Consider the following 22,809-nt stretch of genomic DNA (forward strand, 5'->3'; position numbering starts at 1 on the left):
AGGACAACCACGCGTCCTGGATCAACCCGTTCCGGCCGATGCTGCTGCCGCCCACGGACCGTCGGCTTGGGATTTCCACGCGGATCACGATGGCGTCGCGGCCGCGATCTCGTGGACGTCGACGACCCTTGCCGGGCGGTCAGCTGCGTGGGTTCTCGGGGACGATGCTGTGCAAGATCACTTCGCCCAGCGCCCTGTCGGCCACCGTCGCCGTCATGTACGTGCGGTACGGCTGACGGCGCCGGTCCGTCGGCGAACCCGGGTTGAGCAGCCGCAGCCCCGTGGTAGCCGTGGTGTCCCACGGGATGTGGCTGTGCCCGAACACGAGCACGTCGGTGTCCGGGTAGAGCTCGGCCATCCGCGCGTCGCGTCCACCCGAGACGCCGGTTTCGTGCACGACGGTGAACCGCACCCCGTCCAGCGTGACGCCCGCGCGTTCGGGTAGGCGGCGCCGCAACTCGTCGCCGTCGTTGTTGCCCCAACACGCCACCAGCCGCTTCGAGCGCTCCTCGAGCACGTCGAGCAGACCCGGCTCGACCCAGTCACCGGCGTGGATGACGACGTCGGCCTGCGCCACCTCGTCCCACACCACCGGGGGCAGGTCGCGAGCCCGTTTGGGCACATGTGTGTCGGCGATGAGCAGCAGCCGCATGGATCACTCGTCGACCGGAGCGGCGTCGTCACATCGCCACCGTTTGTCGTCGTCGACGAGGTCTAGCCAGCGCTGGATCACCGGAGGTGTCGTCATGTCGTGCGAGATTACGCGGAGTTTGGCGGGCCCCCGCGAGGGTAACCACGCCTCTCGTCGGGTCACTACGTTCAGCAGGAGTTCCCCATGAGAGTTCGTCGATTCGGTCGCGTCCTCGGCGCAGTGGCCGTGACCACCTGGGCCGCGATGGCGGGAGTGGCCGCCCCGTCGGCGTCCGCTCAGGCGTGCCCCGACGTGGAGATCGTCTTCGCCCGCGGCAGCGGTGAGGGGCCGGGTGTCGGCGGCGTCGGACAGTCGTTCGTCGACGCCGTGCGCGCGCAGGCCGGCCCTCGAACCGTGAACGTGTACTCGGTGAACTACGCGGCGTCCAACAACTTCGACGCCCGCGACGATCTGGCCAGGACCGTCGTCGAAGGGATCCGCGACGCCGGGAGCCGTGTCCAGACCACCGCCACGACGTGCCCGAACACCGACATCGTGCTGGGCGGGTTCTCCCAGGGGGCCGTGGTCGCCGGGTTCGTGACGTCCTCGACGGTGCCCGATGCCGTTCCGCCCGCTTACCGCAATGCCGTTCCGCAGCCGCTCGCGGCGGAGGTCGCCGAACACGTCTCGGCCGTCACCCTGTTCGGGCTGCCGTCTCCGCAGTGGCTCGGCACGTTCGGCGCCCCGCCGGTCGTCATCGGACCGCTGTACGCGCCGAAGACGCTGCAGCTGTGCGCCGAGGGCGACACGATCTGCAACGGCGCCCCGGGCGGGCAGCCGAGCATCGCGCACGCGCTCTACGGGGTCAACGGGATGACGCAGCAGGCCGCGACCTACGTGGTGGAGCGGTTGTAACACCGCATATCACCGACGCCGGGTTCCTTGTGGGACTCGGCGTCGTGGGAACCGGCGTCGTGGGAACCGGCGTCGTAGGAACCGGCGTCGCGCACCTGCCGCCCGCGGCTGCGGTACATCGCCGCATCGGCTTGGGCATACAGGGCGGCGACGCCAGCGTGGCGGCTGGATGCGGCGGCCGTGCCCACGCTCACTCCAGGGGTGCGGTGCCGGATGTCGCGGACGAAACCCGCGACCACGTCGGCATCCTCACCCGCGATGCAGGCACCGAACTCGTCGCCACCCAGCCTCGCCAGCACCGCGCCACGGGGCGCAAGCCGCCTCCACTGCCGGGCGTACTCCGCGATGTGACGGTCCCCGGCAAGGTGGCCGTAGGTGTCGTTGAAAGCCTTCAGTCCGTCGATGTCGAGCGCGACGACCGAGACGGTCAGCGACGCCGACCGGCACCGCGCCATGAGGTCCGCTGTCCCGATCTCCCAGCCCGCCCGATTGAGCAGGCCGGTCAGCGGATCGGTGCATGCCGCGGTGAACATCGCGCGTATCAGCAGGCCGAAGGATTCGGCAGCTCCGATGATCGCCACGGTGATGATGAGGAAGGTGATGACGCCGACGTGCGGCGCCGGCGCGATCCCGACAGCGACCACGCATGCGGCGGTGAGAACACCGATCAGCAACCAGGCCTGGCGCGGGGGGTGAAATGCCCGCAGGTACATCGCCAGGAACATCGGGGCGATCAAGCAGACGTACTCGGCGGTCATGCTGACATGGAACGCCATCACGATCGGGGTGGCCGCCATCGCGGCGAGCGTCGGTCCGATCAAGCGCCGCGGTCTGATCGCCAGAGAAGCCAGGGCCGCCAGTCCGAGCGCGATCGCGACGACCCCGCCGACCGGGTTCCCGTAGGTGATGTCGGTGCGGACCGGAAACAGCGTGAACACGACGCCGTACAGGAAGAGGAAGGTGGTGGCGCTGAGATAGATCCACAGGAGACGGACGCGCTGTCCGCCCAGGGCGCCGCCGTCCGCGCCGGCGAGCGAGCTGAGGCGATACATGAGGCGAATTATCGGTCATGATGAGGCCACCTGGCATGGCCCCGGAAAAGTGGGGGCGATATTACATTAGAAGGGCAACAGATTGGACAGCGGCGGGCCGGGTCATGGGTCCCAAGCTGCCAACTGAGCCCCGCGTTGTGGCGCTCACCAAGAGCCGCCCACACCGCCACTCCACCGGGCGCGTAGAAGGTGAGCCGCCGCCCGACCCGGTATAAACCCGGTATAAGGACTGTGTGCGCCCGAAGGGATTCGAACCCCTAACCTTCTGATCCGTAGTCAGATGCTCTATCCGTTGAGCTACGGGCGCTTGAGTTTCAGTTGTGTCGTGGCTGACGAGTCAGCCGCGGCGGAGGCGAGAGGATTTGAACCTCCGGTCCCCGGTAAGGGGGACAACTCATTAGCAGTGAGTCCCATTCGGCCGCTCTGGCACGCCTCCTGACGTTACCGCCGGTCGCACAGCCTACACATCGGGCGCCCGTGGAAGCAAAGCGGTCGATCCACCACCCTATGCTGGTCAGGTGACCGTCCGCCTCCGCCCCGAGTTGGCCGACATCCCGGCATACACGCCGGGTAAGACGGTTCCGGGTGCCATCAAGATCGCCAGCAACGAGACGGTGCACGGCCCGCTGCCCAGTGTGCGGGCCGCGATCGAGAAGGCAACCGACCAGATCAACCGCTATCCCGACAACGGCTACCTGGAACTGCGTGAGCACCTCGCCAAGCACCTCGACGGCGGATCGTTCACCCCCGAACAGATCTCCGTCAGCTGCGGTTCGGTCAGCCTGTGCCAGCAGCTGATCCAAATCACCTCGACGGTCGGTGACGAGGTCGTCTTCGCGTGGCGCAGCTTCGAGATCTACCCGCTGCAGGTGCGCACTGCCGGCGCGACGCCGGTACAGGTGCCGCTGCGCGCCCACACCCACGACCTCGACGCGATGCTGGCCGCCATCAGTGACCGCACCCGGCTGGTCTTCGTCTGCAATCCGAACAACCCGACCAGCACCGTCGTCGAGCCGGAGGCTCTGGAGCGGTTCGTCGACGCCGTCCCGCCGGACGTCATGATCGTGCTGGACGAGGCCTACGTCGAGTACATCCGCGACGGCATGCTCCCCGACAGTTTCGGGCTGGTCCGGTCATATCCGAACGTCGTGGTGTTGCGGACCTTTTCGAAGGCCTACGGCTTGGCCGGCCTTCGCGTCGGCTACGCCGTCGCCGCCGCCGACATCGTCACCGCGCTCGGCAAGGTCTACGTGCCGTTCTCGGCGACCAACGTGTCGCAGGCTGCCGCGGTGGCCTCGCTCGACGCCGCCGACGAACTGCTCGCCCGCACCGACGAGGTCGTCGCCGAACGCGAACGCGTGACGAGCACCCTTCGCGAAGCCGGATTCGCCGTGCCGCGGTCACAGGCGAACTTCGTGTGGCTGCCACTGGCCGAGCGCACCCTTGACTTCGTCGAGAAGGCCGCGCAGAACCGGCTCGTGGTGCGGCCCTACGGTGAAGACGGTGTGCGCGTAACCGTCGCAGCACCGCATGAGAACAACGCCTTCTTGGACTTCGCCTGCAAGTGGATTGGATTGACCACCTCGAGAAGGTCGACGACAACGCCGTCATGGACATCTTGAACGGGAAGGGCACCCTCGACTTCAGTTAGGGGGCGGCCCTCCCTGCACTTCTACCTGAGCCGGTCTTAACCTCGGCGCGCCGGCCGGTGAACGCCAACAGCCGCTGCAGCGGCGGGGCGTCGTCGGGCACCTCGATCGGATCGTCGAAACCCGCCTGCTTCCGGCCCTGCGGCGTGAGTAACTTCTCCGTCATGCCGAACACGTACTCGCTCAACGAATCGGGCGCCGGCACGGTGCGCCCGATCGCCGTCGCGTAATCCCAGGCGTGCACCAGAAATTCGAGCGACAGGACGCCCACCAGGACGGTGGCCGGCATCGTGACGCCGCCGACGTCGACCGCACCGTCGATACCGCGACGGTGCCACACGTCGAGCGCGGACCGGGCGGCGAGGATTACCTGACGTTCGACCGAATCCGACGGATCGCGCTCCGGCATCTCGGCACCCGCCGCACCACCCAGCACCGCGGTCGACCGCACCAGGTGCTCGGTCAACTCCGCCACGTCGAACTCGCGGCACGGTGTCTGCTTGCCGAGGTCATCGGTCGCGATGAGGCGGATGACCTGATGCAGCACACCGAGACTGAGCTCGGCACTGCGCAGTTCGTCGGTCGGCGGTGAATCCGGGCCCTGCGGCAGGTCACTACGCATGGCGTTCAGGTTACGTGGCCGGTGACCTATCGTGTCCCAGATGGGCACGCACGCGAGGACTCTGACCATTGCGGCGCTGCTGTGCGCGGGGTGGCTCGCCGGCTGCACCCAGACGGTGACCGGAACCGTCGCCCAGACCACCGAACCCGGTCCGCCGATCCCCGACGCCACGATGATCACCTGCAAGGAGTACGGCGGGCTCACCGAAGACGCCCAGCTGGCGATCGTCGGCGAACTGGTCGCCGAGGGCAGTGACCGGCTGAGCGGCCAGCGCACCGCCGTCGCCAAGACTCTGGCCGACGCGATCTGCGAAGTGCTGCCCTCGGCCAAGCTGAGCGACATCCTCATCGGGCGCTAACCTCAGCACCATGGGCCATACATGGGAGTCGATGACCGTAGCCGTCGACGGCCACGTGGCGCAGGTGACGTTGATCGGTCCCGGTAAGGGCAACGCGATGGGTCCGGCGTTCTGGGCCGAGCTTCCAAAGGTGTTCACCTCGCTGGACGCGGACCCCGATGTGCGCGCGATCGTGCTCACCGGCTCGGGCCGCAACTTCAGCTACGGCCTCGACCTCGCCGCCATGGGCGCCGAACTGCCCGGGCTGGATGCCGGCGCCAAATCCCGCTCCGACTTCCACAAGCGGCTGCAGAAGATGCAGGGCGCGATCAGCGCTGTGGCCGACTGCCGCACCCCGACGATCGCGTCGGTGCACGGCTGGTGCATCGGCGGCGGCGTCGACCTGATCAGCGCGGTGGACATTCGGTACGCGAGCGCCGACGCCAAGTTCTCGGTGCGCGAGGTGAAGCTGGCGATCGTCGCCGACGTGGGCTCGCTGGCGCGACTGCCGCTGATCCTGACCGACGGCCACCTTCGCGAACTCGCGCTGACTGGTAAGGACGTCGACGCCGCGCGCGCCGAGAAGATCGGTTTGGTCAACGAGGTGCACGAGGATCCGGAGGCGTCGCTGGTGGCCGCGCACGCCACCGCGGAGCAGATCGCCGCGAACCCGCCACTGACCGTGCACGGCATCAAGGACGTCCTCGACCAGCAACGCGTCGCCCGGGTCTCGGAGAGTCTGCGCTACGTCGCGGCGTGGAACTCGGCGTTCCTGCCGTCGAAGGATCTCGGTGAGGCGGTGACCGCGATGTTCGAGAAGCGGCCGCCGAACTTCGCCGGCGAGTAAATCTCTGCAAGAGCGGTGGCGGAGGGATTTGAACCCCCGGACGGTGTTAGCCGTCTCTCGCTTTCAAGGCAGCGCGAACAGGCAGTATGAGACTGTAGCGGACTCTCCGCTACTTCACTGAGCTCTACCAACGAACATCACGCGGACACCGCTGCTGGTCGCTGATGTGGCAAGTGTGTGGCAAGTTTCGCCCGACAACGGGCACCAGCCGCGGCCTCCTCTGCTCCACCGGACTACACCGTGGTAGCAGGAACGACACGCCGATGCACAGAGCTCGCGCCCCGTAGTGGTGATGTCTCGGAACTGGTGCATTCTGCGCCCATGAGTGAAACACCGGAACAGCAGCCCCAGCTGCTGACCATTCGCGAGGCAGCTGAGGCGCTGCGTGTCAGCGAGGCGACGCTCTACGGGATGATGCGTCGCGGCGAGCTCGTGACGGTCAAGTTCGGTCGACGCACGTTGATCGAACGCCAGGAGATCTCTCGCGTCATCGCGGCGCACCGTGCCGCGTAACTACCGCAGGAGCGCCGACACCCGCTGCCGCGAGAGGCCCATCACCGCGGCGATCTCGGTGGTGCTGACGCCGGCGTCGCGCAGCCGTCGGGCGATCTCACGGGCGGTCCGACCGGCGCGCTCGACGGCATCCTCAGCCGCAGCGCGCTCAGCGGTGAGCCGGTCGACGGCTGCCAGCACGTCCAGCTCGGAGGCCGTGACGGTCAGGTCCAGGTCCACCGCGCTGGGGGCGATGTCGGCGGCAGCGGCGGCTAGCTGCACAGCTGCCGGCCGCACTTCCGCGTACGTCCTCACCACGGTTGCGGTGGCGTCCGGGGCCGTCAGCGCCCAGCCCCGCCCGCGAGGTTCCACCTCCACCCTGACCCGCACCAGGCGACCGTACCCGCCGAGCGCGGTGAGATCAGTGCGCGACGCGGTAGCCCAGCTCCGACAGGGCGGCGTCCGGGTCGATCACACCGGGTACCTTGGCCAGCGCCTCGAAATCGGCGATCTCGCCGTCAGGGTCGGCAGGGAACAGGAACGTGTCAGCCTCAGCTGGCACGGCGACGACACCCTGCGCCGCCCCCCGCATGCTCGGTACTAGCTGGTAGTGGCGCTGGACGGTGCCGATCGGACTCGGGTAGCGGTGGAGTGGCAGCTCGGTGGCGGTACGCAGTGTCGTCACGACGGCAACGCTATAGCCGTTGCGCCTTTTTCGCAATAGCCATTGCGGACCATGTCACCTCGTCCGCAGCACCAGTGCCTCGACCGGCCCGCCGAACAGCGTCAGCGGCGGTCGCACGTCGGCCGCCAGCTCGGGATGATCCGCGGTCAGCGCAGCTCGGCGCTCAGCGGCAACCGGGTCTGTCGCGTACGTGTCCAGCACCTCGACCTCTTCCAGAGCTGCCTGGAGGACTGGCGCCAGGCCGCCGTCAGCGTCAGGCACCAGGATGGGCGCCTCTCCTGGGATAGTCGCTAGGACCGCGCGAAGCCCGCCAGCGGTGAGGAATGAAGGTCTGGGCGTCACTCCCCCAGTGTCCCGGGCGGGTCCGACACCATCTACAGGTACGCACCGTTGCCGCCGAGTTCGGCCCGGTACCGTCCCGATCCAACCTCCGCCAGCAGCGCATCGGTGCTCAACGGTGCACCATCCGCAGCGGCCAGGACGGCCCTCCGGACGATCTCGCGCAGATCACTGCCGCTGGTCCGCTCCGGCAGCGCGGCGGCCACGACGGCCGAATCGATCCCGTCCGCGCCGGAGATACCTGCCACGAGAGTGTCGAGGATCCGTGCAGCTGCGCCCCGATCGGGGTAGCCCACCTCGACGATCGAATCGAAGCGACCAGTGCGGATGCGGCCCGGTCGAGTGTCCCAGCATCGTTGGTTGAGGCCAGGGTCAGGATACGGGCGTCCGGTTGAATATCCATTGCCTGCAACAACTCTGAGAGTCCACCACCGTCGTGGCGTGCCCGGTCCCGCACCCACAGATCCACATCCTCCAGCACCAGAAGCACCGGCCCGCCGAGACGCTGCGCCTCCTCCACCACCGCCGTCAGGAGATGCTCACCCGCGCGCGCCTCGACATAGATGACGGTGAACGCACCGACCACCTCCGCGGCAATGACCGCCGAGACAGCGGACTTGCCAGTGCCTGGCGGGCCGACCAGTAGCACCCCTCGGCGGCTACCGAGGCCGTGGGCGTTGAGCAGCTCGTACGATCACGCACCGCTACGAGGCCGAGTTCGATTTCGCGCCAGACCTCTTCGCTGACGACAACGGTGTGGCGAGTCAGGTTCCTGGGCAGGTCGATCACTGTGAGCACCAGATTGCGGTCATAGGTGGCGCGGAGCGAGTGACCTCGATACGGGTTCAGCTCTCTTGCGCGCGCCAGGAGTCGATCCAGGGCTGAGCGGGCATCCGCCCGGTGTTCCCTGGGCGCGAAAACGGTCAGCTGTGGAGGATGGACGTGCGCCTCACGCACCCGAATCCACCACCGCTGCGGTGTCGACCAGGGTGCCAGCGGGGAATGCGGCGCGGAGCACCGCCGGATGATGAAAATGGGTGTCCCCGACCTGTGTCTGTGTCCAGGCTGGAGGGTCGGAGTAAATGCCAGGCCCGATCTCGACCGCCTCAGCGTGGTCAGCGATTAGGTCGGCCAGCGCAAGCGCTGTCGTCAGAGACGTGACCGGCGACAGCATCTCTTCCTCCGTCACCGTCATACCCATATGCGGCACACCGAGGCATCGTGCCGTGAACCTCGACGCGTCCTCGGCTCCATCGTCAGGCCGTTCGGTCACCCCAACCAGCAGCTCTCCCGCGGCTCGAAGCGCACTCCGCTCGGAGGCCGGCAGCGCGCCCAGATGGGCCGCGAGGTCGGTGATGGGTCGGCGCTCCGTCACGAGTCACGCTCCACGGGCGACACTTTCGAATATCCCTTCTCGTCGGCGTGCCCGGCACACAGGGTTCGGTACCAGCGGCGACCGTTGGTATGCAGCGATCCCGGCTGGCCACACATCTCGCAGGTGGCGCCGCTGCGCTTCTCGGCCTCCTCGATCAGGACGGCGCAGCGGTCGCGCCCCTCGACGGTGAGGTCGTCAGTTTCCTGCGTGTAGTACCGGAGACCGCCGACCTTTTCCTTGACCTGGCACAACACATAGGCCGGATCAATCTCGGCCAGCGCCGCGTCCAGCTCGATGATCAGCGGGTACCAGCCGGCCCCGACGTCGATCCGGCGGCCCCACCGCGGCGGGATCCGAGCCAGGATCCGGCGCAGCGCGTCGGCGTGCTCGCCGGCATCCTCTGGAACGCCGCCGTCGATTTCGGTCACGGCGTCTCCTCCTCTGCGTGTTCATCACAGCGGATCCGGCCCGCCGGCTGGATCGGGCGATACTCACCCGGTGCGCCGCACAGCTCGCACGTCTGGGCAGCCTCGTCCGCGGCGTGGGCGATCCGCACCAGCAGCGGTGTCTGCAGCTGCGGCTGCGACGGCGCGACCTTCACCTGCAACTCACCTTCACCGTGCACGCGCGCCGCTGTGATGACGACCCCACGATCGATTCCCCGTAGGTCAGCCACCAGCCGCGCGTAGAGTTCCGCCCAGCCCGGCCGCGGCGGCGGCGGCGGCGGTGGAGCGTCGTCAGTCATCGCTCTCCGCGTCTTCGTCCTCATCGTCGACCTGCTGTTCGCGCCGCAGAACCAGTGCCATTCGCGGTGAGCCGATGGGCTGTGCGGCAACCGCTCCCGGCGGATCTGCGACGTTGCGTGCAGCTTCAGCGGTGGCGTCGAATCGTCCGAGTTCCGGCACCGGCACACGGTCGAGTTCCTGGACCTCAACCAGTTGAGTCGCCGCGATCGGACTGAACGCCGCTGCCGGTCCGTCGACCAGCACCGGGGTATCCGGCGGGAGTGCAGCCAAGCGCCGGATCAGCTCGGCGGCCGTCAGCGGTGGCGGGTACTCGCCGTACGACAGTCGGGGTGCCGTCACCGGTACTCCCCGCTGGTCGGCATATAGATCTCTCCCGCCGGCCTGTCCGTGTAGTGCTCAGCGTCGGGCAGCGAGACGACCCTGACGCCGGCCACCCGCACCTCAGCCCCGACCGTCGCCAGGGTCTCCAACTGGCTGCGGGTCAGCGGCAACGTGCCGGGCGCTGTGGCAGCCTCAGCGGCGCCGGCAGACTCAACGGCGGTGACGGCGATCCGGCGGCAGGGGCTGGTGATCGTGCGCTTCGATAGCGGGTCGTCGAGTTTGTCGATGAGAGCACAGACGTTCCGCTCCGTCAGCTCCAGCGTCAGCGTCCCGGGGTCCCATCGCACCGGGCCAGTGTGCAGCAGGACGTGACAGAAATCCAGCGGCCTCAGTGTGAAACCAACTGCGCGGCAATGGATTTGTCTCTGTTTTGGAGACAGGCCGGCTGATCTTTCCGGTCTGTCGGCTGCGCAGACCGCTCCTGCGCAGCATCGCGGGTGGTCCCCAATGCGGCCGCGACGATGAGCCAGTCGCGCCTCGCGCACCGCCTCTGCCAGTTCGGCCTCAGCTGCGCCGCGGGCATCGACTGCAGCGACGATCCGGCGGAAAGGGCCGGCATCGCGGGCAGTCACCTCGCCCAGGCAGGAAAGGGTCACGCCTGAGACCCTTTTCCGCAACCGGCGCTGTTCGAAGGCTTGCATTTGCTGTGGCAGACCCCCTCCACGGTGCGGTAACGTGCCAAGGACTCGGGGTTCTGCGCGTTGGGGGTGTGATGGCCAAAGACCTGAATGTCGACACCACCGGTCTGCGTGCCGCTGCGGCGGCCAGTGCTAGTACCGCCGGCGTTGTACTCACCAGCGAATCAGTCAGCGGACCGACGGGAACGGCCGAGCGATGCCGGCATCGCCGCGGTCGATGCGGCCTCCGCGGCGCTGCGTGTCCGGCAGGCTGGCCGGATCGCCGGACAGGCCGGTGACCTGTCGGCTGCGAGCGCCGGCTACGACGACACCGACAGGAGCAACGCCGCCGACATCTCGGCCACCGTGTGAGCCCAGCTGCCGCTACGCCGTCGGCCGGACCGACCCGCTCAGAGATACAGAGCTGGGACACCACCGCCCTCGATGACGCCACACTGCGCTGGCGCGGGGCCGCTGAAGCTTCGGAGGCTGCGTTCGAGCAGCATCGCCAGAACATCGCCACACCCGGTGGCACCGAGTGGGAGGGCGACGCGAAAGACGCCGCACTGAACCGGGTGACCGCCGACCTGGGCGTGGCGCGTCTCCAAGGTGATGTGCAACGGGCCGCCGCCGCCGCCGCGCGCGGTAGCGAGGACATCGCCGGAGCCCGCCGCGTGGTGCTCGACGCCATCGCTGAGGCCGAGGCCGACGACTTCCGGGTCGGCGAAGACCTCTCGGTCACCGACACCCGCGAGTTCGATCTCGCGACCGCCGCCGCCCGAGCGACCGCCGCCGCTGAGCACGCCGAGTACATCCGCTGGCGCGCTGAACAACTCGTCGCCACCGATGCCCTTGTCGGCCAGCAGCTGCAGGCCACGGCTGCCGAGTTGGACGGCATCCGGTTCGAAGGGGAAAGCCGAGACGAGTCGATCCAGCTCGTCGATCACAAGACCGATGCGGACTCCGGCCAGCGGCCAAAGACCTGGCAGGACTTGCTGCGCCCGCCGGGAGCGTCCGGCGACGAGGCGCCTAACGATGCTGGTGACACGGCCGCGGGCGCCGGCGAAGCGGCGCCTTCCCCGTTGGTTGAGATGCTGGTGCCGGGCAAGACGACCGACCCACAACAGCCCGCGACTCTCGACGACGCCCTCGACGAGGTCGCCGGGCAGCCCGCTCCCGCAGCCTCGGCGCCACGCCTCGATCCCGTCAAGGTCGAAAAATTCAAGGACCTGGCACGCAAGCTCATGCAGCAGGACGGCGTCCCGGCCGACCAAATCGAGCAGCGCCTCGATGACATCGTCGCCGCCGCGCAGAAGCCGCTGCTCCCCTCCACCCTGTCGCCGGACGCGCCGCTGCCCAAACCCGGATTCGGCGAAGGATTCGGCGACGCATGGCGCAGCATGGAAGACGCCGTCCATCCCTGACAGGTCAGCAGGGCGTAGAGAGCTTCAGAGACGCCTGGAAAGACCTCGGCACAGATCTGTTCGAAGCCGCAAAGGATCCTTACGGCACCGCCGCGAGGATCGTGATCGACGACGCCGAGGCCGCCCGCGCGAACCCTGAGTATTGGCTCGGCGGCAAGACCTTCGATGCCGCCGCTGCGGCGGCCGCGCTCCCGTTCGGAGGCGAGGCTGCGCTGGCCCGCGGCGCACTCGATGATCTCGCCAGGCCCGGTATCCCGCACGAGGTGATCGACACCGCGCGCACGCCACACACCTCAGCTCCGACCGTCGGTCACCCCCTCGCGCTACCCGACATACCCGCCGAAAACTACACGCCAGATTTGGTCGCCGCCCAGATCGGCGACGAAGTGGCGGCGATGCCACCCGGAGGCGCCTCCCAAACCCAGACCTTGGCCGATCGGATCACGGCACTGAACCTGAGCCAACTTGACGCTGCGCAGGTCACGGACCTGGCTTCTAGAAGAGCTTTTGGCGAAACAGCGGGGATCGCCACGCTCCCTGATGGAGTGAAAATGGTCTTACCGGCGCGCCTCATGCAAGACATCGCGATGCGGGTGTCCCCCGATGGGACGGTTACGGTGTTTCGGGGTGACTTGAGCCAGTTTCTACCGTATTTGGGATGATGGAGGAGTCAGCTGTATGCACACCGCCGCCTCTGCGCACGTTCTCGACTTCGAGGTGTACCTGTTGGTGACCATGAAGTACGGCATGATAAATCAGGATGCCGAACGCGAGGCCAAGCTGTCCGAGCACGGCCTGTCGCTCGGTGATGCTGAACGAATCCACCAACGTGTAGCCGACGCATTGCGTGACGAGACCACTCAGTTTGCGAACCTGCGGGCTCTAGTCGGTGCGGAAGCCCGCAATGTGGGTGCGCTGTCATTCAAGGGCATCCTTTGGCCGGATTTTGATTTCACCGCGAACGCCGGCCGTGGTGGGTCTATTCAAGCGGCGGGTTACCGGCGCGCGCGAGGTGAGCGGTGCTGCGCCGCAGCCCCCACCGCCCAGCCTCCGTGGAGCATGGATACCGCTGACTTTGCCCAATGCTTTGGTCCGACCCAGATCACTTCCACGGCAGCCCTGTTCGCCGAGTATATGCCCGCGCAGGAGCTACATGAGTTCGAATGGCAGGGGAGGCGGTATGGGGCCGGGTTTGGATGGGGCCTGTTTCTATCCGCCTCACTGATGTGGACATGAAAATTCCCACAACCCGGTTCGGGAAATGACATACCTCCCACCAGTTCGAAACGATCGCCCCGATCGTCGAGCGGTTCGCCGACGCGAGCGAGCGAGCCGTCGTCAACGGCCGGCTGCTCATCACCGAGCTGCGCGAGATCCGGGCAAGTTGGAACGAACGGATCACCGCACGGTCAGACTCGGCGGTGTGGAAGGTCGCCGACCTGCTGACTCGCCGCCCGGTCATCAACGGTGTGCTCCTGCGCGACGAGCTGGGCATCTCCACCGACCATCCACGCCGCTACATCGGCCCCCTCGCCGAGGCCGGGATCGTCGTCGAATTCACCGACCGGGCACGCAACCGCGCATGGCGCGCACCCGAAGTCCTCGACGCCCTGGACGATTTCGCCGAACGGGCCGGCCGACGCTGATGAGCGCCTTCAGCCCTTGTAGTTGTCGGGCTCCTCGTAGTAGTACGACTGCTCGACGCCCTTCACGTAGACGTCGCGGTCGTCGACCCTGTCGGTGAGGGCGCCTCGAAGCAGTTCGCGCAGCTCGGTGGTCTTCACGTGGCTGCGCTTCATCGCCTCCAGGTAGTCGTGCTTGTCGACTTCGGCCCACTCGACGCACTTGCCCAGGCTTCTCTTGAGGATCAGATCGAGCCAGATCCGTGTGCTGCGCCCGTTGCCGTCGGTGAACGGATGCGCGACGTTCATCTCGGCGTACTTCTCGATGATCTCTTCGAACGTTGACTCAGGCATCTTCTCGATCTGGCCCAACGCTTCATGCAGATAGATGGCGCTGGCGAATCGAAACCCGCCCTTGCTGATGTCGCGTGATCGGATCTGGCCTGCGAAGTCGTAGAGCCCGGAAAACAGGTATCCGTGAATCTGCTGTAGCCCGCGGATGGTTCCCACTTCGAATGCCGCCAGCTCGGCGGTTCCGAACAGTGCCAGCGCACGGCGCTTGCTGGCATCGTCGATGTCGCGCATTTACCGGACTCTATGTGCGGCCGGCATCACCGAGGCGCGGGAATCGCCTGGCTGTCGAGGTAGGCGTCCAGCTCGATGAAGTGCAGCAGCTGTTGGCGCATCGTGTCCATATCCGGGCTGCTGCTGTCGCACAACACCCCCTCGGAGACGGCCGGTCCCGTCAGCTGCGCCACGGTGCACCCGAGAGCCGCGGCGATCCGGATGATCTCGGTCATCTTCGCCGGGCGCTTGCCCGACAGGATGCGGTTGAGCGTGGGCTGGGAGATGTCCGCGCGATCCGCCAGCGCCCGCTGGGACAGCTGCGCAGCTTCGCGGGCACTCTCGATCGCGGCGCCCAGCTGCGGCGTCATTTGAACCACCCCCTCCTGAATCAGGGTCGTCGATCCGATCTAACCGGCGCTGATCCGGCACGGGTGACCCGCCCGCACCGTCACCTACTCCGGCAGCAGACCCATCCGGTAGGCCCACCCGATGAAGCTCTCGACCCGAGGCAGCCGCATCTCCGTGGCCAGCAGGTCGGTGTAGATCTGCTCGGCGGTCTCGGAGTCGACGTCGCCGAGGCGCTTGCGGGCCTCGGCGATGATCCACATCGAGTTGACGTACCGGACACCGCGGAAGCGCGCTACGGCACTCGCGTCACCATCATCGATCACTGCGACCATCTGCCGATGAACAGCGCAAGCCAGCACCGCGCACTCGCCGAGGTTCTTGGTCGGCGCATCATCTTTGTGTGCGGGTAGATCCGCCTTGATGAGCAGCTGGTCGATTTCCTCCTCGGAAGTCAACACGCCGATCTCCACCCAGTCGAGGTCGCTGATCGCCGGGATGTCGTAGCCCAGGTCGCGGCCGGCTTCCACCTCAGACATCACGGTGTCGGGAATCAGGATCAGTCCCTGCGGGGCGAGCCGGCGCAGGATGTCCAGATGGCCGGCGCGACAGAAGTGGGTGAACGTGGACGTATCCATCACCCAGCGGGCAGGCGTCGCGCTCACCCCATGCGCGCGTAGTCGGCGGCGGTTTCCGCACGCCGCGGCGGCAGATCTGTCTCCTGCAGCTGGCCGCGCAGCAGCTCCACCGCGCGCGGCGCGGTCAGCCTGAGATCGGTATAGGCGGCCAGGATCGCCGCCGCCAGTGCCGGAGACACAGAGGGAGGCTTCAGCTCATCGGTGTCCAGAGTGATCGCCAGCTTGGCGAACTCTCCGATTGTCGGCCGATATGGTTCTAGGCCGCGCTTCTGTTCATCGGTGATGAGCTGGAGTCTGTGCAGATGCAGCACCGCTGCCGACCACGACATCCGGTAGGTGCCAGCCACGCGGATCGCAGTTTCGCGCAACATCTGGGTTCTGTGCTGATTCCACAGCGCCGTCACACCCGAGCGGGGCGCCAGGAAGAACGCCGCGAATGAGGTGATCATCTGCTCGGTGTCGGGAGCGGTGTTGGAGTCATAAGCGTCGCCGAACAACCAATGACCCAACTCATGTGCCATTGACATGCGCCGGCGGCCCACCCGAGCGTCACCGTCGATCACCGCCGCGGCAATACCATCGCCGACCTCGACGAGCGCACCGTCGGCTCCCCGGTCGCCGAACGCCAGCGAACAGGAGTACAGGCCGAACCGTTCGGCGATGGCCGCGACATCGTTGAGCGGCTCAGCGCCCAGATCGAGGTGTTCGCGCACCTGGCGCGCCACCGTCTCGGCTGACTCCACCGAATGCGGTGTTGGCCAGATAGGCCGATCGGAATGGGAACCGATCACCTCGAACTGCCGCAACCAGGCGAGGTCGCCGGCGAACAGCTCCAGCTCCCGGTCAAGCCGGGCAGTGACCTCGTGGCTCGGCCCTGCCTCGGCTCGGCGGCTCACCACCATCGGCAGTGGATCGCGCACGAACCATGCAAGTGGGGTGTCGAGCGCAGCTGCGAGTTTCACCAGTTCAAGGGCCGAAACCTTACGTTTGCCCTTCTCGATCAGCGGGAAAGCGGTGCGATCGACCCCGATGGCGGCGGCGAGGTGCTCCTGGGTCAGATCGGCAGCCTTGCGTGCCTCAACGATCCGCGCGCCCAGCGTCTCCCCATCCATATGCGCGATTTTCACACATTTTGCGGCGCGGTGTAACCGCGCTGGTCAAAGCGAGATCTCCCACGAGGTTCGTTTCGCGCCGTCGTGGAGGACGTGACATACTTCCCACCTGCGGAAACGTCGCCGTCCCACACCCGCACCGCTGCGGGGAGGTCGCTCCGGAGGCCGATTTTCGGGGCCCTCCCCGGGCAGAGCCCAGTCACCCCCGATTTTTCGGCGATGACCGACGAGAATTTCTATTCCCGCAACAGGTCCGGAAAACGCCCTGGTGAGCGCGTTTTCTGAGCCGGAAACGGATCTGGAGCTGGGGTGGAGACGCAGGGGCCGTAAACCTGCGCCCTGACCCGTTGCATTGTGTGCCTCATAGGCACACAATGGATGGCATGGCTACGAAGACGGAGCGGTTCGCTGTGCGCCTGACGGCTGAGCAAGACGCGCTGATTCGTCGTGCCGCCGAAGTGGAGGGGACCGACCTCACCAACTTCACGGTGACCGCGACGCTGGCTCATGCCCGCGACGTACTTGCCGATCGCCGGCTGTTCATGCTCGACGCGCCGGCCTGGTCGGAGTTCGTGTCGGTGCTGGACCGGCCGGTGTCGCACAAACCGCGGCTGGGGACGCTGTTCGCGGAGCCCTCGATCTTCGACGAGTGAGCGGCTACAGCGCGCCCAGGCCGATCAGCGAGCACGATCTGGTCGCCGAGTTCGACAGCGGCGAGCCCAGCCTGGACGACTACCTGCGGGGACGAGCCCTGGCCAACCACGTCGAAGGTGCCTCCCGGTGCTTCGTGACGTGCCGCGACGGCCGCGTCGTCGGGTTCTACGCGCTGGCCTCGGCTGCTGTGGAGCGCGCCGGCACGTCAGGACGGGTGCGGCGCAACATGCCCAATCCAGTGCCGGTGATCCTGTTGTCGCGGCTGGCGATCGACCGCAAGGAACAGGGCCAGGGCCTCGGAGCTGCGCTGCTACGCGATGCGATCACCCGCGCGGTGGCCGCCGCGGAGATCATCGGTGTGCGGGCACTGCTGGTGCACGAGCAGGCACGGGCGTTCTACGCCCACTTCGACTTCGAGCCATCACCGACCGACCCGCTGCACCTGCTGCTGCTGATCAAAGACGCCCGCGCTCTACTCGATCCACCGTCCGATTGATCCACGGATCCAGGCGCTCGCCGACAGCTGACCCGGCGGTCCGCGCGCCGGCGGTCGGCGCTGCATCAAGTCCAGAAAACGCCCTGGTGAGCGCGTTTTCTGAGTCGGAAGCCCTGCGTTGAACAACTGCTATGTCACGCGGCGGACGTGAAGAATCTCGCGGTCGGCGCAGCGGCGAAGATCGGCTTCGGCCAGTGTCGCCACGGCGAGAGTATGACCATCCCCGGTCGTGAACTCAACTTCGTAGCCGCCGTTGCCGTACACACCGACGACGGTCCCTGCATCGCCCGCGATCAGCCCGTGTGCAGGCAGGTGCCGGGTCAGGACGACGAGTTCATGTTCGCGATATGCCATCTTCTGGTCTCTCGTCAGTTCAGATACGCCGGCCAACGGCGCGGTCGGCGCTGAGTGGGGTACTCGACCGCCGAGCAAGGTGCGGATTCTGCGGCTTCGGCCCCACGATCTGTCCGACCCCAGCTGAAGGCTACGGCGCGCCGGGATTGCCCAACGGAGGCCGGCCCTGCACTCGCACCGGGGAGGTCCGTTCTCGACATCGACACCACCTCCGCAACCGGCTACATGACGCAGCCGTGGTCACCCGTCGGAATCGAAATCCTCACTCTCACCGCCCATGTCGACGTTGAGGGAATCGCCGCGCGCTACCAGCTCTCGACTCAAACACGGGCGCAGCTCTCGGCTGTGCTGCACCGCTGAGCTACGAGACCGTGCGGCGCTGACCGACCGCCTTTTGTTAGCGTGGCGACCCATGCAGACCACCAGACTGTTGACCGCCGGATTCGCCGCGATCACCGCGACTGTGGTGGTGGTGGGGTGCAGCTCGGGATCGTCGGAGGAGCCGGCCACGACTCCGCCGGCCGGCGCGACCACCGCCAACCCGAGCGGTTCGACCCCGCAGTCCACCCCGGGCATCCCGGCGCCGGACACCACGCCGACGACCAGCGTGTCGATGATGCCCAACCCCAACGGCGACGGCTCGATGGTGCCGTGCGAAGGCACGATCTGCACCAACCCGAACCACGGCGCCGGCGACGACCCCTACGGGGACGCTCCGATCGAGCCCGGACAGACCGAGATGCAGGGCCCGGGCGACGCACCACCGGAACCGGGGCAGACCGACATGCAGGGACCGGCCGACGACGGCCCACCGGAACCCGGCCAGACCGACATGCAGGGACCGGGAAGCTAGTCGAGCGCCAACACGGCTCCGCCACACCGCCGAAGACTGCCGCTCACACGTGCTGGCCGGCCCGCCGCAGCTGCAGGCAGTTCGTGACCCCGAAGAGGCGAAGCGTTCGCAGCTGGCCGGGCGGCAGCAGCTCGGCGACGTCGGTGGTGGCGACCAGGGCCGGACGGTCGACGTCAACCGATACGCCCTGGGTCAACACGGTCGCCGAACCGGACGCCAGAATGTTGCGAACCCAGTCGGCACGGGGTCCGTAGGGCAACGCGATCAAAAACCCGGTCTCTGTGGGTATGACGCCGACGGGAGTGTCGTAGCTGCGACCGGACCGCCGCCAGCGGCCACACCCAGCGTTCTCATCGCACCTCCGTCGGCTCCCAATCCGGTGCGATTCTAGGAGGTGCGCCCGCCGAGGTGCCCGGCGGGAAACCGGTGACGCCGAACTGCCGGCACCGGCGACAACTCGGCCGTGGCGGGTGTCTACAATTCGTCTACACTTGTTGCATGGCCGCAGAGACCACAACTGTCCGGGTTCGCCGCCCCGATTCTGAACGGCTGCAGTCCCTGGCGAAGGCCCGTCAAACCGCCGTCGTCGACGTCGTGCACGCGGCCATCGACGCCTTGGAGAGGCAGGAATTCCTGCGGGGGCTCAACGGGGATTACCAGCGCCTGCGCAGCGACCCCGAGCTGTGGGAGCAGTACCTGGCCGAGCGTCGCGACTGGGATGCACTGGCTTGATCTGGCGAGGGGAGGTCTTTGACGTCGACCTCGGCCAGCCAGTCGGACACGAGCAGGCCTTTGACCGCCCAGCGGTGGTGGTGTCAGTCGACATTCTCAACAACGGACCAGGCGGCCTGGTCGTCGTCGTGCCGGTCACGACCGCTGGTTACGGCCTGCGAAGCCACGTCGAACTCGAGCCGGCGAACAGCGGGCTGGACCACACCTCCTACGCACGCTGCGACCAACTGCGAGCGGTCTCCACCGAACGACTGTCGTCTCGCCGGGGACTGATCGGCCCAGAACAGATGCAAGCCATCGACCAAGCGCTGCGCTTCGTCCTCGACCTGTAGTGCCCGGCGGCGCGACGGCGTCCTGAGATGCGCTACTCGTCGCTGCGCGAGGCTGCACCCGAGCTGTCCGCCGACCCGGAACCGGCACCGGGAATGCTTGACGACCTTGACGGACACTGGTTGACGTGCTTGACGCGACGTTTGTAGAATCCGGATATGACCGACATCGCGGCCTATGAGCGCCAGGTGATGCGTGCGGTCAACACCCGTCTGCACGCGCACCTGGCCAGGGCCGGTGAGGCCAACATCGATCCGGAGGTCTTCGGCGACCCGGACGATCTGGCCGAAGCCATGGTGGCCGCGCTGCCGCACAGTCACGTCTTCGATGAGATCGCCGGTCCGTTCTACGACACCGCCGGCCTGACCCGCTGGCTCGGCATCACCCGTCAAGCCCTCCACCAGAGGGCCGCCAAGAACGCCATCCTGGCCTGCCCGCTCGCCGACGGATCAACCGTGTACCCGGCGTGGCAGTTCCTGCCCGACGGCGCCACCCTGCCGTCGCTCGCAGAGGTTCTCGGGATCCTCGGCGACGGCGACGACCCGTGGATGGTGGCGCTGTGGCTGCGGGCACCCTCGGCCCTGCTCGACGGTGAGCGCCCGAGCGACTGGCTCCGAGACGGCGGCGATCCGCAACCGGTCCTGGCCATGGCCCGCGACACGGCCGAAGGCTGGAGGCGGTGAGCCGATCACGGCAGAAGCCCGCGATCGGGATGCCTCCGCCGGACCTGTCGGGCTTCCCGAAGTGGCGACTGCGACCCAGCTTCATCTTCACTCGCGCACACGGCGCCGGAAAGTCTCCCTGGTGGTTCTCCTGCGACCTGTCCGGCCGATTCGATCTGGCCGCCCCACTGGGGACCTGCTATCTGGCCAACGACGCCAAGACCGCCCTGCGCGAACGGTTCGGTCACGACCTCGTCGAACAAGGTGTGGTCACCTGGAAAGCAGCCCACAACACCCAGGTCTCACGGCTGCAGGTTCCAGCCGGCCGATGGCTGGCCAACAGCTGCCACGACGACGCCGCCGCCTACGGCGCGACGCGTGAGCTCGGCACCTGCGCCGACTACGACATCCCTCAGTCCTGGGCTGCGGCCCTGCACGACCACCGCTTCCGCGGCCTGCGCTACCAAACCCGGTTCACCACCGGACCTCGACCCAACGCCGTCGCGCTCTTCGATCAGGCCGGTGTGCACGACTGGCCCCTCGATCAACAGCCCACCCCCGGCGTCGCGGCATGCCGACAAGCCGGCCTCAACGTCGCCCAGAACCCCTCCCGCCGACACGTCACCATCGTCGACCCGCCCCGATAAGGGTCCGGCCGCCGACCCGGAACCGGCACCGGACCGCGTTACGCGCTCGGAGCCGTCGTCACGCTCTGCGCGGACTCCGCACGGGGGCGTTCACCTGCACCTGACCCCGGCTCGCCGTTGCGCCGCTTCTGCGGGGTAGAGACGGCGTCGTCGTCGGCAACGTCATCGTCGTCGTCGGCAACGTCGTCGTCGTCGGCAACGTCGTCGTCGGCAGGCATGAGTGACCCTCTCGTGGTCACGAAACATTCTGCTACGCCGCACTCTCCGGCCGCTTCTGGGCGATCGTCCCACCCCGCACGATGTCCGGCCCCGACCCGTCCTGCTGTTCCTCGGGGTTGTAGGTGCGCGGTGCGTCACGGTCAGCCCGCGGCGACATGCCGCGCCGCCCCCGCCGCCGATCCCGCCCATAGGCGGAACGATCGGCGCACCGTGCCCGACACCGGTGCCGGGCCGGGTGCCGGTGCCGGTATCCGCAGCCGTCGCGGTGGGCCCGGCTGAGGACGTCCTGGTCTGCGGCGAATCGAACGCGGTCGGTTCAACTCCAGCGCGACCGTTGGTAGGCGTGTTCGTGTTCAGGCCGGTAGCGCTCATGCCCGGATTCGTCGCCGGCGGCGGCGAGCTCTGCGGAGTCGTCGGTGCCGGCGACGAGGTGGTGGTCGGTGTCGTCGACGCCAATCCGAAGCCGACCGTGGGTGCGTCGCCCGCCTTGTCGTCGACGAGCCTGTCGACGTCACGGGAGCCGATCACGCCATCCCGACGAGCCTGGGAGACGGGCGCGGAGCTGAGCGGAGCCGCCATAGCTGGGGCCTGGGGCTGAGGCTGTGCGTCGATGCGCGTTATGAAGTTCGGCAGTCTCGCCATGTGTCGATCCCATCGCAGGTGAACAGTTCCACCTGTCCGCGATGCTCGACACGCCGGAAAATTCCGCCGACTCATGTGGCAACATGTGGCAGGTTTCCCACCACCTGCAGCGTCGGCGAGGCGACCGATTCTGCATAATCGCTGGTCAAGAGCGGTGGCGGAGGGATTTGAACCCCCGGTCGGTGTTAGCCGACTCTCGCTTTCAAGGCGAGTGCATTAGGCCGCTCTGCCACGCCACCGCCGAACAGCGTAGTGGGTGCTAGACGCCGCGGAGCCTGGCAGGCGCAGAGTTCGCGCGCATGGCCGCACTCACCCGACGGGTGTTCTCGCCCATCGCCGCGATCTGCGGCCTCGACAGCCTGCCGAGGAAAAGTGTCCGCACACCCGCCGAGTAGGTGACCATCGCCTCACGGACCTGGGTGCGGCCGTCGTCGGTGATCGACGCCAGCACCCCGCGACCGTCGTCCGGGCTGGCGCCCCGCCGCACCAGGCCCTGCAGCTCCAGCCGGCGGATCTGCCGGGTCACCCGACTGGGCAGCGACATCAACTTCTCCGCGAGATCGCCCATGCGAGCCGACCCCGTTGGGGACTTGTCCAGCATGTCAAGCAACCGGACGTCGTTGAGCGTCAGGTGGTGCTGTTCGACCAACGACTTGTTCAAGGTGGCGTAAACCCTCAGCGCGGAGTCCAAGAAATTTTGCCATGAACGCTGTTCTGCGATGTCTAGGCCCGGCATGTCACTCGCCGTACGCCTCCCTATCATCCCCTCCATTCGCTCATGGTAAAGCACCACGCGGCGCCCGGGAAGCGAACGGTAACCCCGG

The 22,809-nt window shown here is 67.4% G+C and carries 38 protein-coding genes, 3 tRNA genes and 2 pseudogenes; 18 read left to right on the top strand and 25 right to left on the bottom strand.

Annotated elements, in window-relative coordinates; translation table 11 throughout:
• Positions 1 to 139 precede the first annotated feature (139 nt).
• Positions 140 to 652 carry a metallophosphoesterase family protein gene (locus G6N07_RS17160; protein ID WP_085192088.1) on the bottom strand — a complete coding sequence of 171 codons (513 nt, stop codon included), beginning with the start codon at positions 650 to 652 and terminating at the stop codon, positions 140 to 142.
• Positions 653 to 835: 183 nt separating this feature from the next.
• Between G6N07_RS17160 and G6N07_RS17170 the strand changes: the two genes are divergently transcribed.
• On the top strand, positions 836 to 1,546 hold the full coding sequence (locus G6N07_RS17170) for a cutinase family protein (RefSeq protein ID WP_085192087.1): 711 nt from the start codon (positions 836 to 838) through the stop codon (positions 1,544 to 1,546).
• On the opposite strand, the gene G6N07_RS17175 is transcribed toward G6N07_RS17170, so the two are convergent.
• The 3 genes from G6N07_RS17175 to G6N07_RS17185 all read right to left on the bottom strand — a co-directional run bounded on the left by G6N07_RS17175 (position 1,525) and on the right by G6N07_RS17185 (position 3,034).
• On the bottom strand, positions 1,525 to 2,598 hold the full coding sequence (locus tag G6N07_RS17175; protein WP_085192086.1) for a GGDEF domain-containing protein: 1,074 nt from the start codon (positions 2,596 to 2,598) through the stop codon (positions 1,525 to 1,527). The two genes, G6N07_RS17170 and G6N07_RS17175, sit on opposite strands and share 22 nt — an antisense overlap.
• A gap of 234 nt (positions 2,599 to 2,832) precedes the next feature.
• Positions 2,833 to 2,905, bottom strand: a tRNA-Arg gene (locus tag G6N07_RS17180).
• A gap of 40 nt (positions 2,906 to 2,945) precedes the next feature.
• A tRNA-Ser gene (locus tag G6N07_RS17185) sits at positions 2,946 to 3,034 on the bottom strand.
• Positions 3,035 to 3,116: 82 nt separating this feature from the next.
• Between G6N07_RS17185 and hisC the strand changes: the two genes are divergently transcribed.
• Positions 3,117 to 4,220: a histidinol-phosphate transaminase gene (gene hisC, locus G6N07_RS17190; protein ID WP_085192085.1), complete on the top strand. Its 1,104-nt coding sequence runs from the start codon at positions 3,117 to 3,119 to the stop codon at positions 4,218 to 4,220.
• A gap of 25 nt (positions 4,221 to 4,245) precedes the next feature.
• Here the strand turns inward: hisC and G6N07_RS17195 are convergent, their stop codons facing one another.
• Positions 4,246 to 4,869, bottom strand: coding sequence for a TIGR03086 family metal-binding protein (locus G6N07_RS17195; RefSeq protein WP_085192084.1), 624 nt, complete (start codon positions 4,867 to 4,869; stop codon positions 4,246 to 4,248).
• Between the two features lie 40 nt (positions 4,870 to 4,909).
• Here G6N07_RS17195 and G6N07_RS17200 point away from each other — a divergent pair, with 40 nt between their 5' ends.
• The 3 genes from G6N07_RS17200 to G6N07_RS17210 all read left to right on the top strand — a co-directional run bounded on the left by G6N07_RS17200 (position 4,910) and on the right by G6N07_RS17210 (position 6,566).
• On the top strand, positions 4,910 to 5,227 hold the full coding sequence (locus tag G6N07_RS17200) for a hypothetical protein (protein ID WP_235849860.1): 318 nt from the start codon (positions 4,910 to 4,912) through the stop codon (positions 5,225 to 5,227).
• Positions 5,228 to 5,237: 10 nt separating this feature from the next.
• On the top strand, positions 5,238 to 6,053 hold the full coding sequence (locus G6N07_RS17205) for a crotonase/enoyl-CoA hydratase family protein (RefSeq protein WP_085192082.1): 816 nt from the start codon (positions 5,238 to 5,240) through the stop codon (positions 6,051 to 6,053).
• Between the two features lie 321 nt (positions 6,054 to 6,374).
• Entirely contained in the window at positions 6,375 to 6,566 is a 192-nt protein-coding gene (locus tag G6N07_RS17210) for a helix-turn-helix domain-containing protein (RefSeq protein ID WP_085192081.1), read from the top strand.
• Here G6N07_RS17210 and G6N07_RS17215 read toward each other — a convergent pair whose 3' ends face one another.
• The 10 genes and pseudogenes from G6N07_RS17215 to G6N07_RS17250 all read right to left on the bottom strand — a co-directional run bounded on the left by G6N07_RS17215 (position 6,567) and on the right by G6N07_RS17250 (position 10,358).
• Positions 6,567 to 6,935 (bottom strand): hypothetical protein, encoded by a 369-nt coding sequence (locus G6N07_RS17215; protein WP_133055559.1) that lies wholly within the window; start codon positions 6,933 to 6,935, stop codon positions 6,567 to 6,569. It lies immediately after the preceding gene.
• Positions 6,936 to 6,966: 31 nt separating this feature from the next.
• Complete coding sequence (locus tag G6N07_RS17220) at positions 6,967 to 7,230, bottom strand: hypothetical protein (protein WP_085192079.1); 264 nt, start codon at positions 7,228 to 7,230, stop codon at positions 6,967 to 6,969.
• Positions 7,231 to 7,284: 54 nt separating this feature from the next.
• Positions 7,285 to 7,491 (bottom strand): type 1 glutamine amidotransferase family protein, encoded by a 207-nt coding sequence (locus G6N07_RS17225; protein ID WP_085192078.1) that lies wholly within the window; start codon positions 7,489 to 7,491, stop codon positions 7,285 to 7,287.
• Positions 7,492 to 7,604: 113 nt separating this feature from the next.
• Positions 7,605 to 7,865, bottom strand: coding sequence for a hypothetical protein (locus tag G6N07_RS20560; RefSeq protein ID WP_235849863.1), 261 nt, complete (start codon positions 7,863 to 7,865; stop codon positions 7,605 to 7,607).
• Positions 7,866 to 7,957: 92 nt separating this feature from the next.
• Positions 7,958 to 8,218, bottom strand: a pseudogene (locus tag G6N07_RS20565) (AAA family ATPase); the annotation flags it as partial.
• Between the two features lie 300 nt (positions 8,219 to 8,518).
• The gene (locus G6N07_RS20570) at positions 8,519 to 8,944 is read right to left on the bottom strand and encodes a hypothetical protein (protein ID WP_235849859.1); all 426 of its coding nucleotides are present in this window, start codon (positions 8,942 to 8,944) and stop codon (positions 8,519 to 8,521) included.
• Entirely contained in the window at positions 8,941 to 9,372 is a 432-nt protein-coding gene (locus G6N07_RS17235; protein WP_085192077.1) for a hypothetical protein, read from the bottom strand. Before G6N07_RS17235 ends, G6N07_RS20570 begins: the two co-directional genes overlap by 4 nt.
• A complete protein-coding gene (locus tag G6N07_RS17240; protein WP_085192076.1) occupies positions 9,369 to 9,689 on the bottom strand; it encodes a hypothetical protein in 321 nt (106 codons plus the stop codon). Before G6N07_RS17240 ends, G6N07_RS17235 begins: the two co-directional genes overlap by 4 nt.
• The gene (locus tag G6N07_RS17245) at positions 9,682 to 10,029 is read right to left on the bottom strand and encodes a hypothetical protein (protein WP_235849857.1); all 348 of its coding nucleotides are present in this window, start codon (positions 10,027 to 10,029) and stop codon (positions 9,682 to 9,684) included. The genes G6N07_RS17240 and G6N07_RS17245 overlap by 8 nt, the downstream gene beginning before the upstream one ends.
• A complete protein-coding gene (locus G6N07_RS17250) occupies positions 10,026 to 10,358 on the bottom strand; it encodes a hypothetical protein (protein ID WP_085192075.1) in 333 nt (110 codons plus the stop codon). The genes G6N07_RS17245 and G6N07_RS17250 overlap by 4 nt, the downstream gene beginning before the upstream one ends.
• Before the next feature lie 498 nt (positions 10,359 to 10,856).
• On the opposite strand from G6N07_RS17250, the gene G6N07_RS17255 reads away from it, so the two are divergent.
• The 5 genes from G6N07_RS17255 to G6N07_RS17275 all read left to right on the top strand — a co-directional run bounded on the left by G6N07_RS17255 (position 10,857) and on the right by G6N07_RS17275 (position 13,758).
• Positions 10,857 to 11,060 (top strand): hypothetical protein, encoded by a 204-nt coding sequence (locus G6N07_RS17255; RefSeq protein ID WP_163784241.1) that lies wholly within the window; start codon positions 10,857 to 10,859, stop codon positions 11,058 to 11,060.
• Positions 11,057 to 12,112: a hypothetical protein gene (locus G6N07_RS19850; protein ID WP_179960001.1), complete on the top strand. Its 1,056-nt coding sequence runs from the start codon at positions 11,057 to 11,059 to the stop codon at positions 12,110 to 12,112. Before G6N07_RS17255 ends, G6N07_RS19850 begins: the two co-directional genes overlap by 4 nt.
• Positions 12,079 to 12,774, top strand: a complete 696-nt coding sequence (locus G6N07_RS17265; RefSeq protein WP_085192073.1) for a hypothetical protein — start codon at positions 12,079 to 12,081, stop codon at positions 12,772 to 12,774. The genes G6N07_RS19850 and G6N07_RS17265 overlap by 34 nt, the downstream gene beginning before the upstream one ends.
• A gap of 16 nt (positions 12,775 to 12,790) precedes the next feature.
• Positions 12,791 to 13,348 carry a hypothetical protein gene (locus tag G6N07_RS17270; RefSeq protein ID WP_085192072.1) on the top strand — a complete coding sequence of 186 codons (558 nt, stop codon included), beginning with the start codon at positions 12,791 to 12,793 and terminating at the stop codon, positions 13,346 to 13,348.
• Between the two features lie 185 nt (positions 13,349 to 13,533).
• Complete coding sequence (locus tag G6N07_RS17275) at positions 13,534 to 13,758, top strand: hypothetical protein (protein ID WP_085192071.1); 225 nt, start codon at positions 13,534 to 13,536, stop codon at positions 13,756 to 13,758.
• 9 nt (positions 13,759 to 13,767) lie between these two features.
• On the opposite strand, the gene fic is transcribed toward G6N07_RS17275, so the two are convergent.
• From fic to G6N07_RS17295, 4 genes are all read right to left on the bottom strand, one after another.
• Positions 13,768 to 14,319 (bottom strand): protein adenylyltransferase Fic, encoded by a 552-nt coding sequence (fic, locus tag G6N07_RS17280; protein WP_085192070.1) that lies wholly within the window; start codon positions 14,317 to 14,319, stop codon positions 13,768 to 13,770.
• Positions 14,320 to 14,345: 26 nt separating this feature from the next.
• Entirely contained in the window at positions 14,346 to 14,669 is a 324-nt protein-coding gene (locus G6N07_RS17285; RefSeq protein ID WP_085192069.1) for a type II toxin-antitoxin system RelB family anti-toxin, read from the bottom strand.
• A gap of 84 nt (positions 14,670 to 14,753) precedes the next feature.
• Positions 14,754 to 15,311: a PIN domain-containing protein gene (locus G6N07_RS17290; RefSeq protein ID WP_085192068.1), complete on the bottom strand. Its 558-nt coding sequence runs from the start codon at positions 15,309 to 15,311 to the stop codon at positions 14,754 to 14,756.
• Positions 15,308 to 16,396, bottom strand: a complete 1,089-nt coding sequence (locus G6N07_RS17295; RefSeq protein WP_085192067.1) for a helix-turn-helix domain-containing protein — start codon at positions 16,394 to 16,396, stop codon at positions 15,308 to 15,310. Before G6N07_RS17295 ends, G6N07_RS17290 begins: the two co-directional genes overlap by 4 nt.
• 347 nt (positions 16,397 to 16,743) lie before the next feature.
• On the opposite strand from G6N07_RS17295, the pseudogene G6N07_RS17300 reads away from it, so the two are divergent.
• Both G6N07_RS17300 and G6N07_RS17305 read left to right on the top strand, forming a co-directional pair.
• Positions 16,744 to 17,049, top strand: a pseudogene (locus G6N07_RS17300) (type II toxin-antitoxin system TacA family antitoxin); the annotation flags it as partial.
• Positions 17,046 to 17,546 (top strand): GNAT family N-acetyltransferase, encoded by a 501-nt coding sequence (locus G6N07_RS17305; protein WP_085192066.1) that lies wholly within the window; start codon positions 17,046 to 17,048, stop codon positions 17,544 to 17,546. The pseudogene G6N07_RS17300 and the gene G6N07_RS17305, both read left to right, overlap by 4 nt.
• Before the next feature lie 129 nt (positions 17,547 to 17,675).
• Here G6N07_RS17305 and G6N07_RS17310 read toward each other — a convergent pair whose 3' ends face one another.
• Entirely contained in the window at positions 17,676 to 17,936 is a 261-nt protein-coding gene (locus G6N07_RS17310) for a DUF4926 domain-containing protein (protein ID WP_235849855.1), read from the bottom strand.
• Between the two features lie 376 nt (positions 17,937 to 18,312).
• Here G6N07_RS17310 and G6N07_RS17315 point away from each other — a divergent pair, with 376 nt between their 5' ends.
• Positions 18,313 to 18,753 (top strand): hypothetical protein, encoded by a 441-nt coding sequence (locus tag G6N07_RS17315; protein ID WP_085192064.1) that lies wholly within the window; start codon positions 18,313 to 18,315, stop codon positions 18,751 to 18,753.
• A 43-nt stretch (positions 18,754 to 18,796) separates the two neighbouring features.
• On the opposite strand, the gene G6N07_RS17320 is transcribed toward G6N07_RS17315, so the two are convergent.
• On the bottom strand, positions 18,797 to 19,021 hold the full coding sequence (locus G6N07_RS17320) for a hypothetical protein (RefSeq protein ID WP_085192063.1): 225 nt from the start codon (positions 19,019 to 19,021) through the stop codon (positions 18,797 to 18,799).
• 230 nt (positions 19,022 to 19,251) lie between these two features.
• Between G6N07_RS17320 and G6N07_RS17325 the strand changes: the two genes are divergently transcribed.
• From G6N07_RS17325 to G6N07_RS17340, 4 genes are all read left to right on the top strand, one after another.
• The gene (locus G6N07_RS17325) at positions 19,252 to 19,485 is read left to right on the top strand and encodes a hypothetical protein (RefSeq protein ID WP_085192062.1); all 234 of its coding nucleotides are present in this window, start codon (positions 19,252 to 19,254) and stop codon (positions 19,483 to 19,485) included.
• The gene (locus G6N07_RS17330) at positions 19,437 to 19,817 is read left to right on the top strand and encodes a type II toxin-antitoxin system PemK/MazF family toxin (protein ID WP_235849848.1); all 381 of its coding nucleotides are present in this window, start codon (positions 19,437 to 19,439) and stop codon (positions 19,815 to 19,817) included. Before G6N07_RS17325 ends, G6N07_RS17330 begins: the two co-directional genes overlap by 49 nt.
• A 156-nt stretch (positions 19,818 to 19,973) precedes the next feature.
• Positions 19,974 to 20,498 carry a hypothetical protein gene (locus tag G6N07_RS17335; protein ID WP_085192060.1) on the top strand — a complete coding sequence of 175 codons (525 nt, stop codon included), beginning with the start codon at positions 19,974 to 19,976 and terminating at the stop codon, positions 20,496 to 20,498.
• Positions 20,495 to 21,124 (top strand): RES family NAD+ phosphorylase, encoded by a 630-nt coding sequence (locus G6N07_RS17340; protein ID WP_235849846.1) that lies wholly within the window; start codon positions 20,495 to 20,497, stop codon positions 21,122 to 21,124. The genes G6N07_RS17335 and G6N07_RS17340 overlap by 4 nt, the downstream gene beginning before the upstream one ends.
• Positions 21,125 to 21,162: 38 nt before the next feature.
• Here the strand turns inward: G6N07_RS17340 and G6N07_RS17345 are convergent, their stop codons facing one another.
• Positions 21,163 to 21,342: a hypothetical protein gene (locus tag G6N07_RS17345; RefSeq protein WP_085192058.1), complete on the bottom strand. Its 180-nt coding sequence runs from the start codon at positions 21,340 to 21,342 to the stop codon at positions 21,163 to 21,165.
• Between the two features lie 32 nt (positions 21,343 to 21,374).
• The gene (locus tag G6N07_RS20755) at positions 21,375 to 21,500 is read right to left on the bottom strand and encodes a hypothetical protein (RefSeq protein WP_263858047.1); all 126 of its coding nucleotides are present in this window, start codon (positions 21,498 to 21,500) and stop codon (positions 21,375 to 21,377) included.
• Between the two features lie 186 nt (positions 21,501 to 21,686).
• On the opposite strand from G6N07_RS20755, the gene G6N07_RS17350 reads away from it, so the two are divergent.
• Positions 21,687 to 21,941: a hypothetical protein gene (locus G6N07_RS17350; RefSeq protein ID WP_133055557.1), complete on the top strand. Its 255-nt coding sequence runs from the start codon at positions 21,687 to 21,689 to the stop codon at positions 21,939 to 21,941.
• Positions 21,942 to 22,137: 196 nt separating this feature from the next.
• Here the strand turns inward: G6N07_RS17350 and G6N07_RS17355 are convergent.
• Positions 22,138 to 22,224, bottom strand: a tRNA-Ser gene (locus tag G6N07_RS17355).
• A 20-nt stretch (positions 22,225 to 22,244) separates the two neighbouring features.
• On the bottom strand, positions 22,245 to 22,757 hold the full coding sequence (locus tag G6N07_RS17360) for a MarR family winged helix-turn-helix transcriptional regulator (RefSeq protein WP_085192056.1): 513 nt from the start codon (positions 22,755 to 22,757) through the stop codon (positions 22,245 to 22,247).
• Positions 22,758 to 22,809 lie beyond the last annotated feature (52 nt).

Origin of the sequence: Mycolicibacterium doricum, from assembly GCF_010728155.1 — a bacterium.
GTDB classification, from domain to species: Bacteria; Actinomycetota; Actinomycetes; order Mycobacteriales; family Mycobacteriaceae; genus Mycobacterium; species Mycobacterium doricum.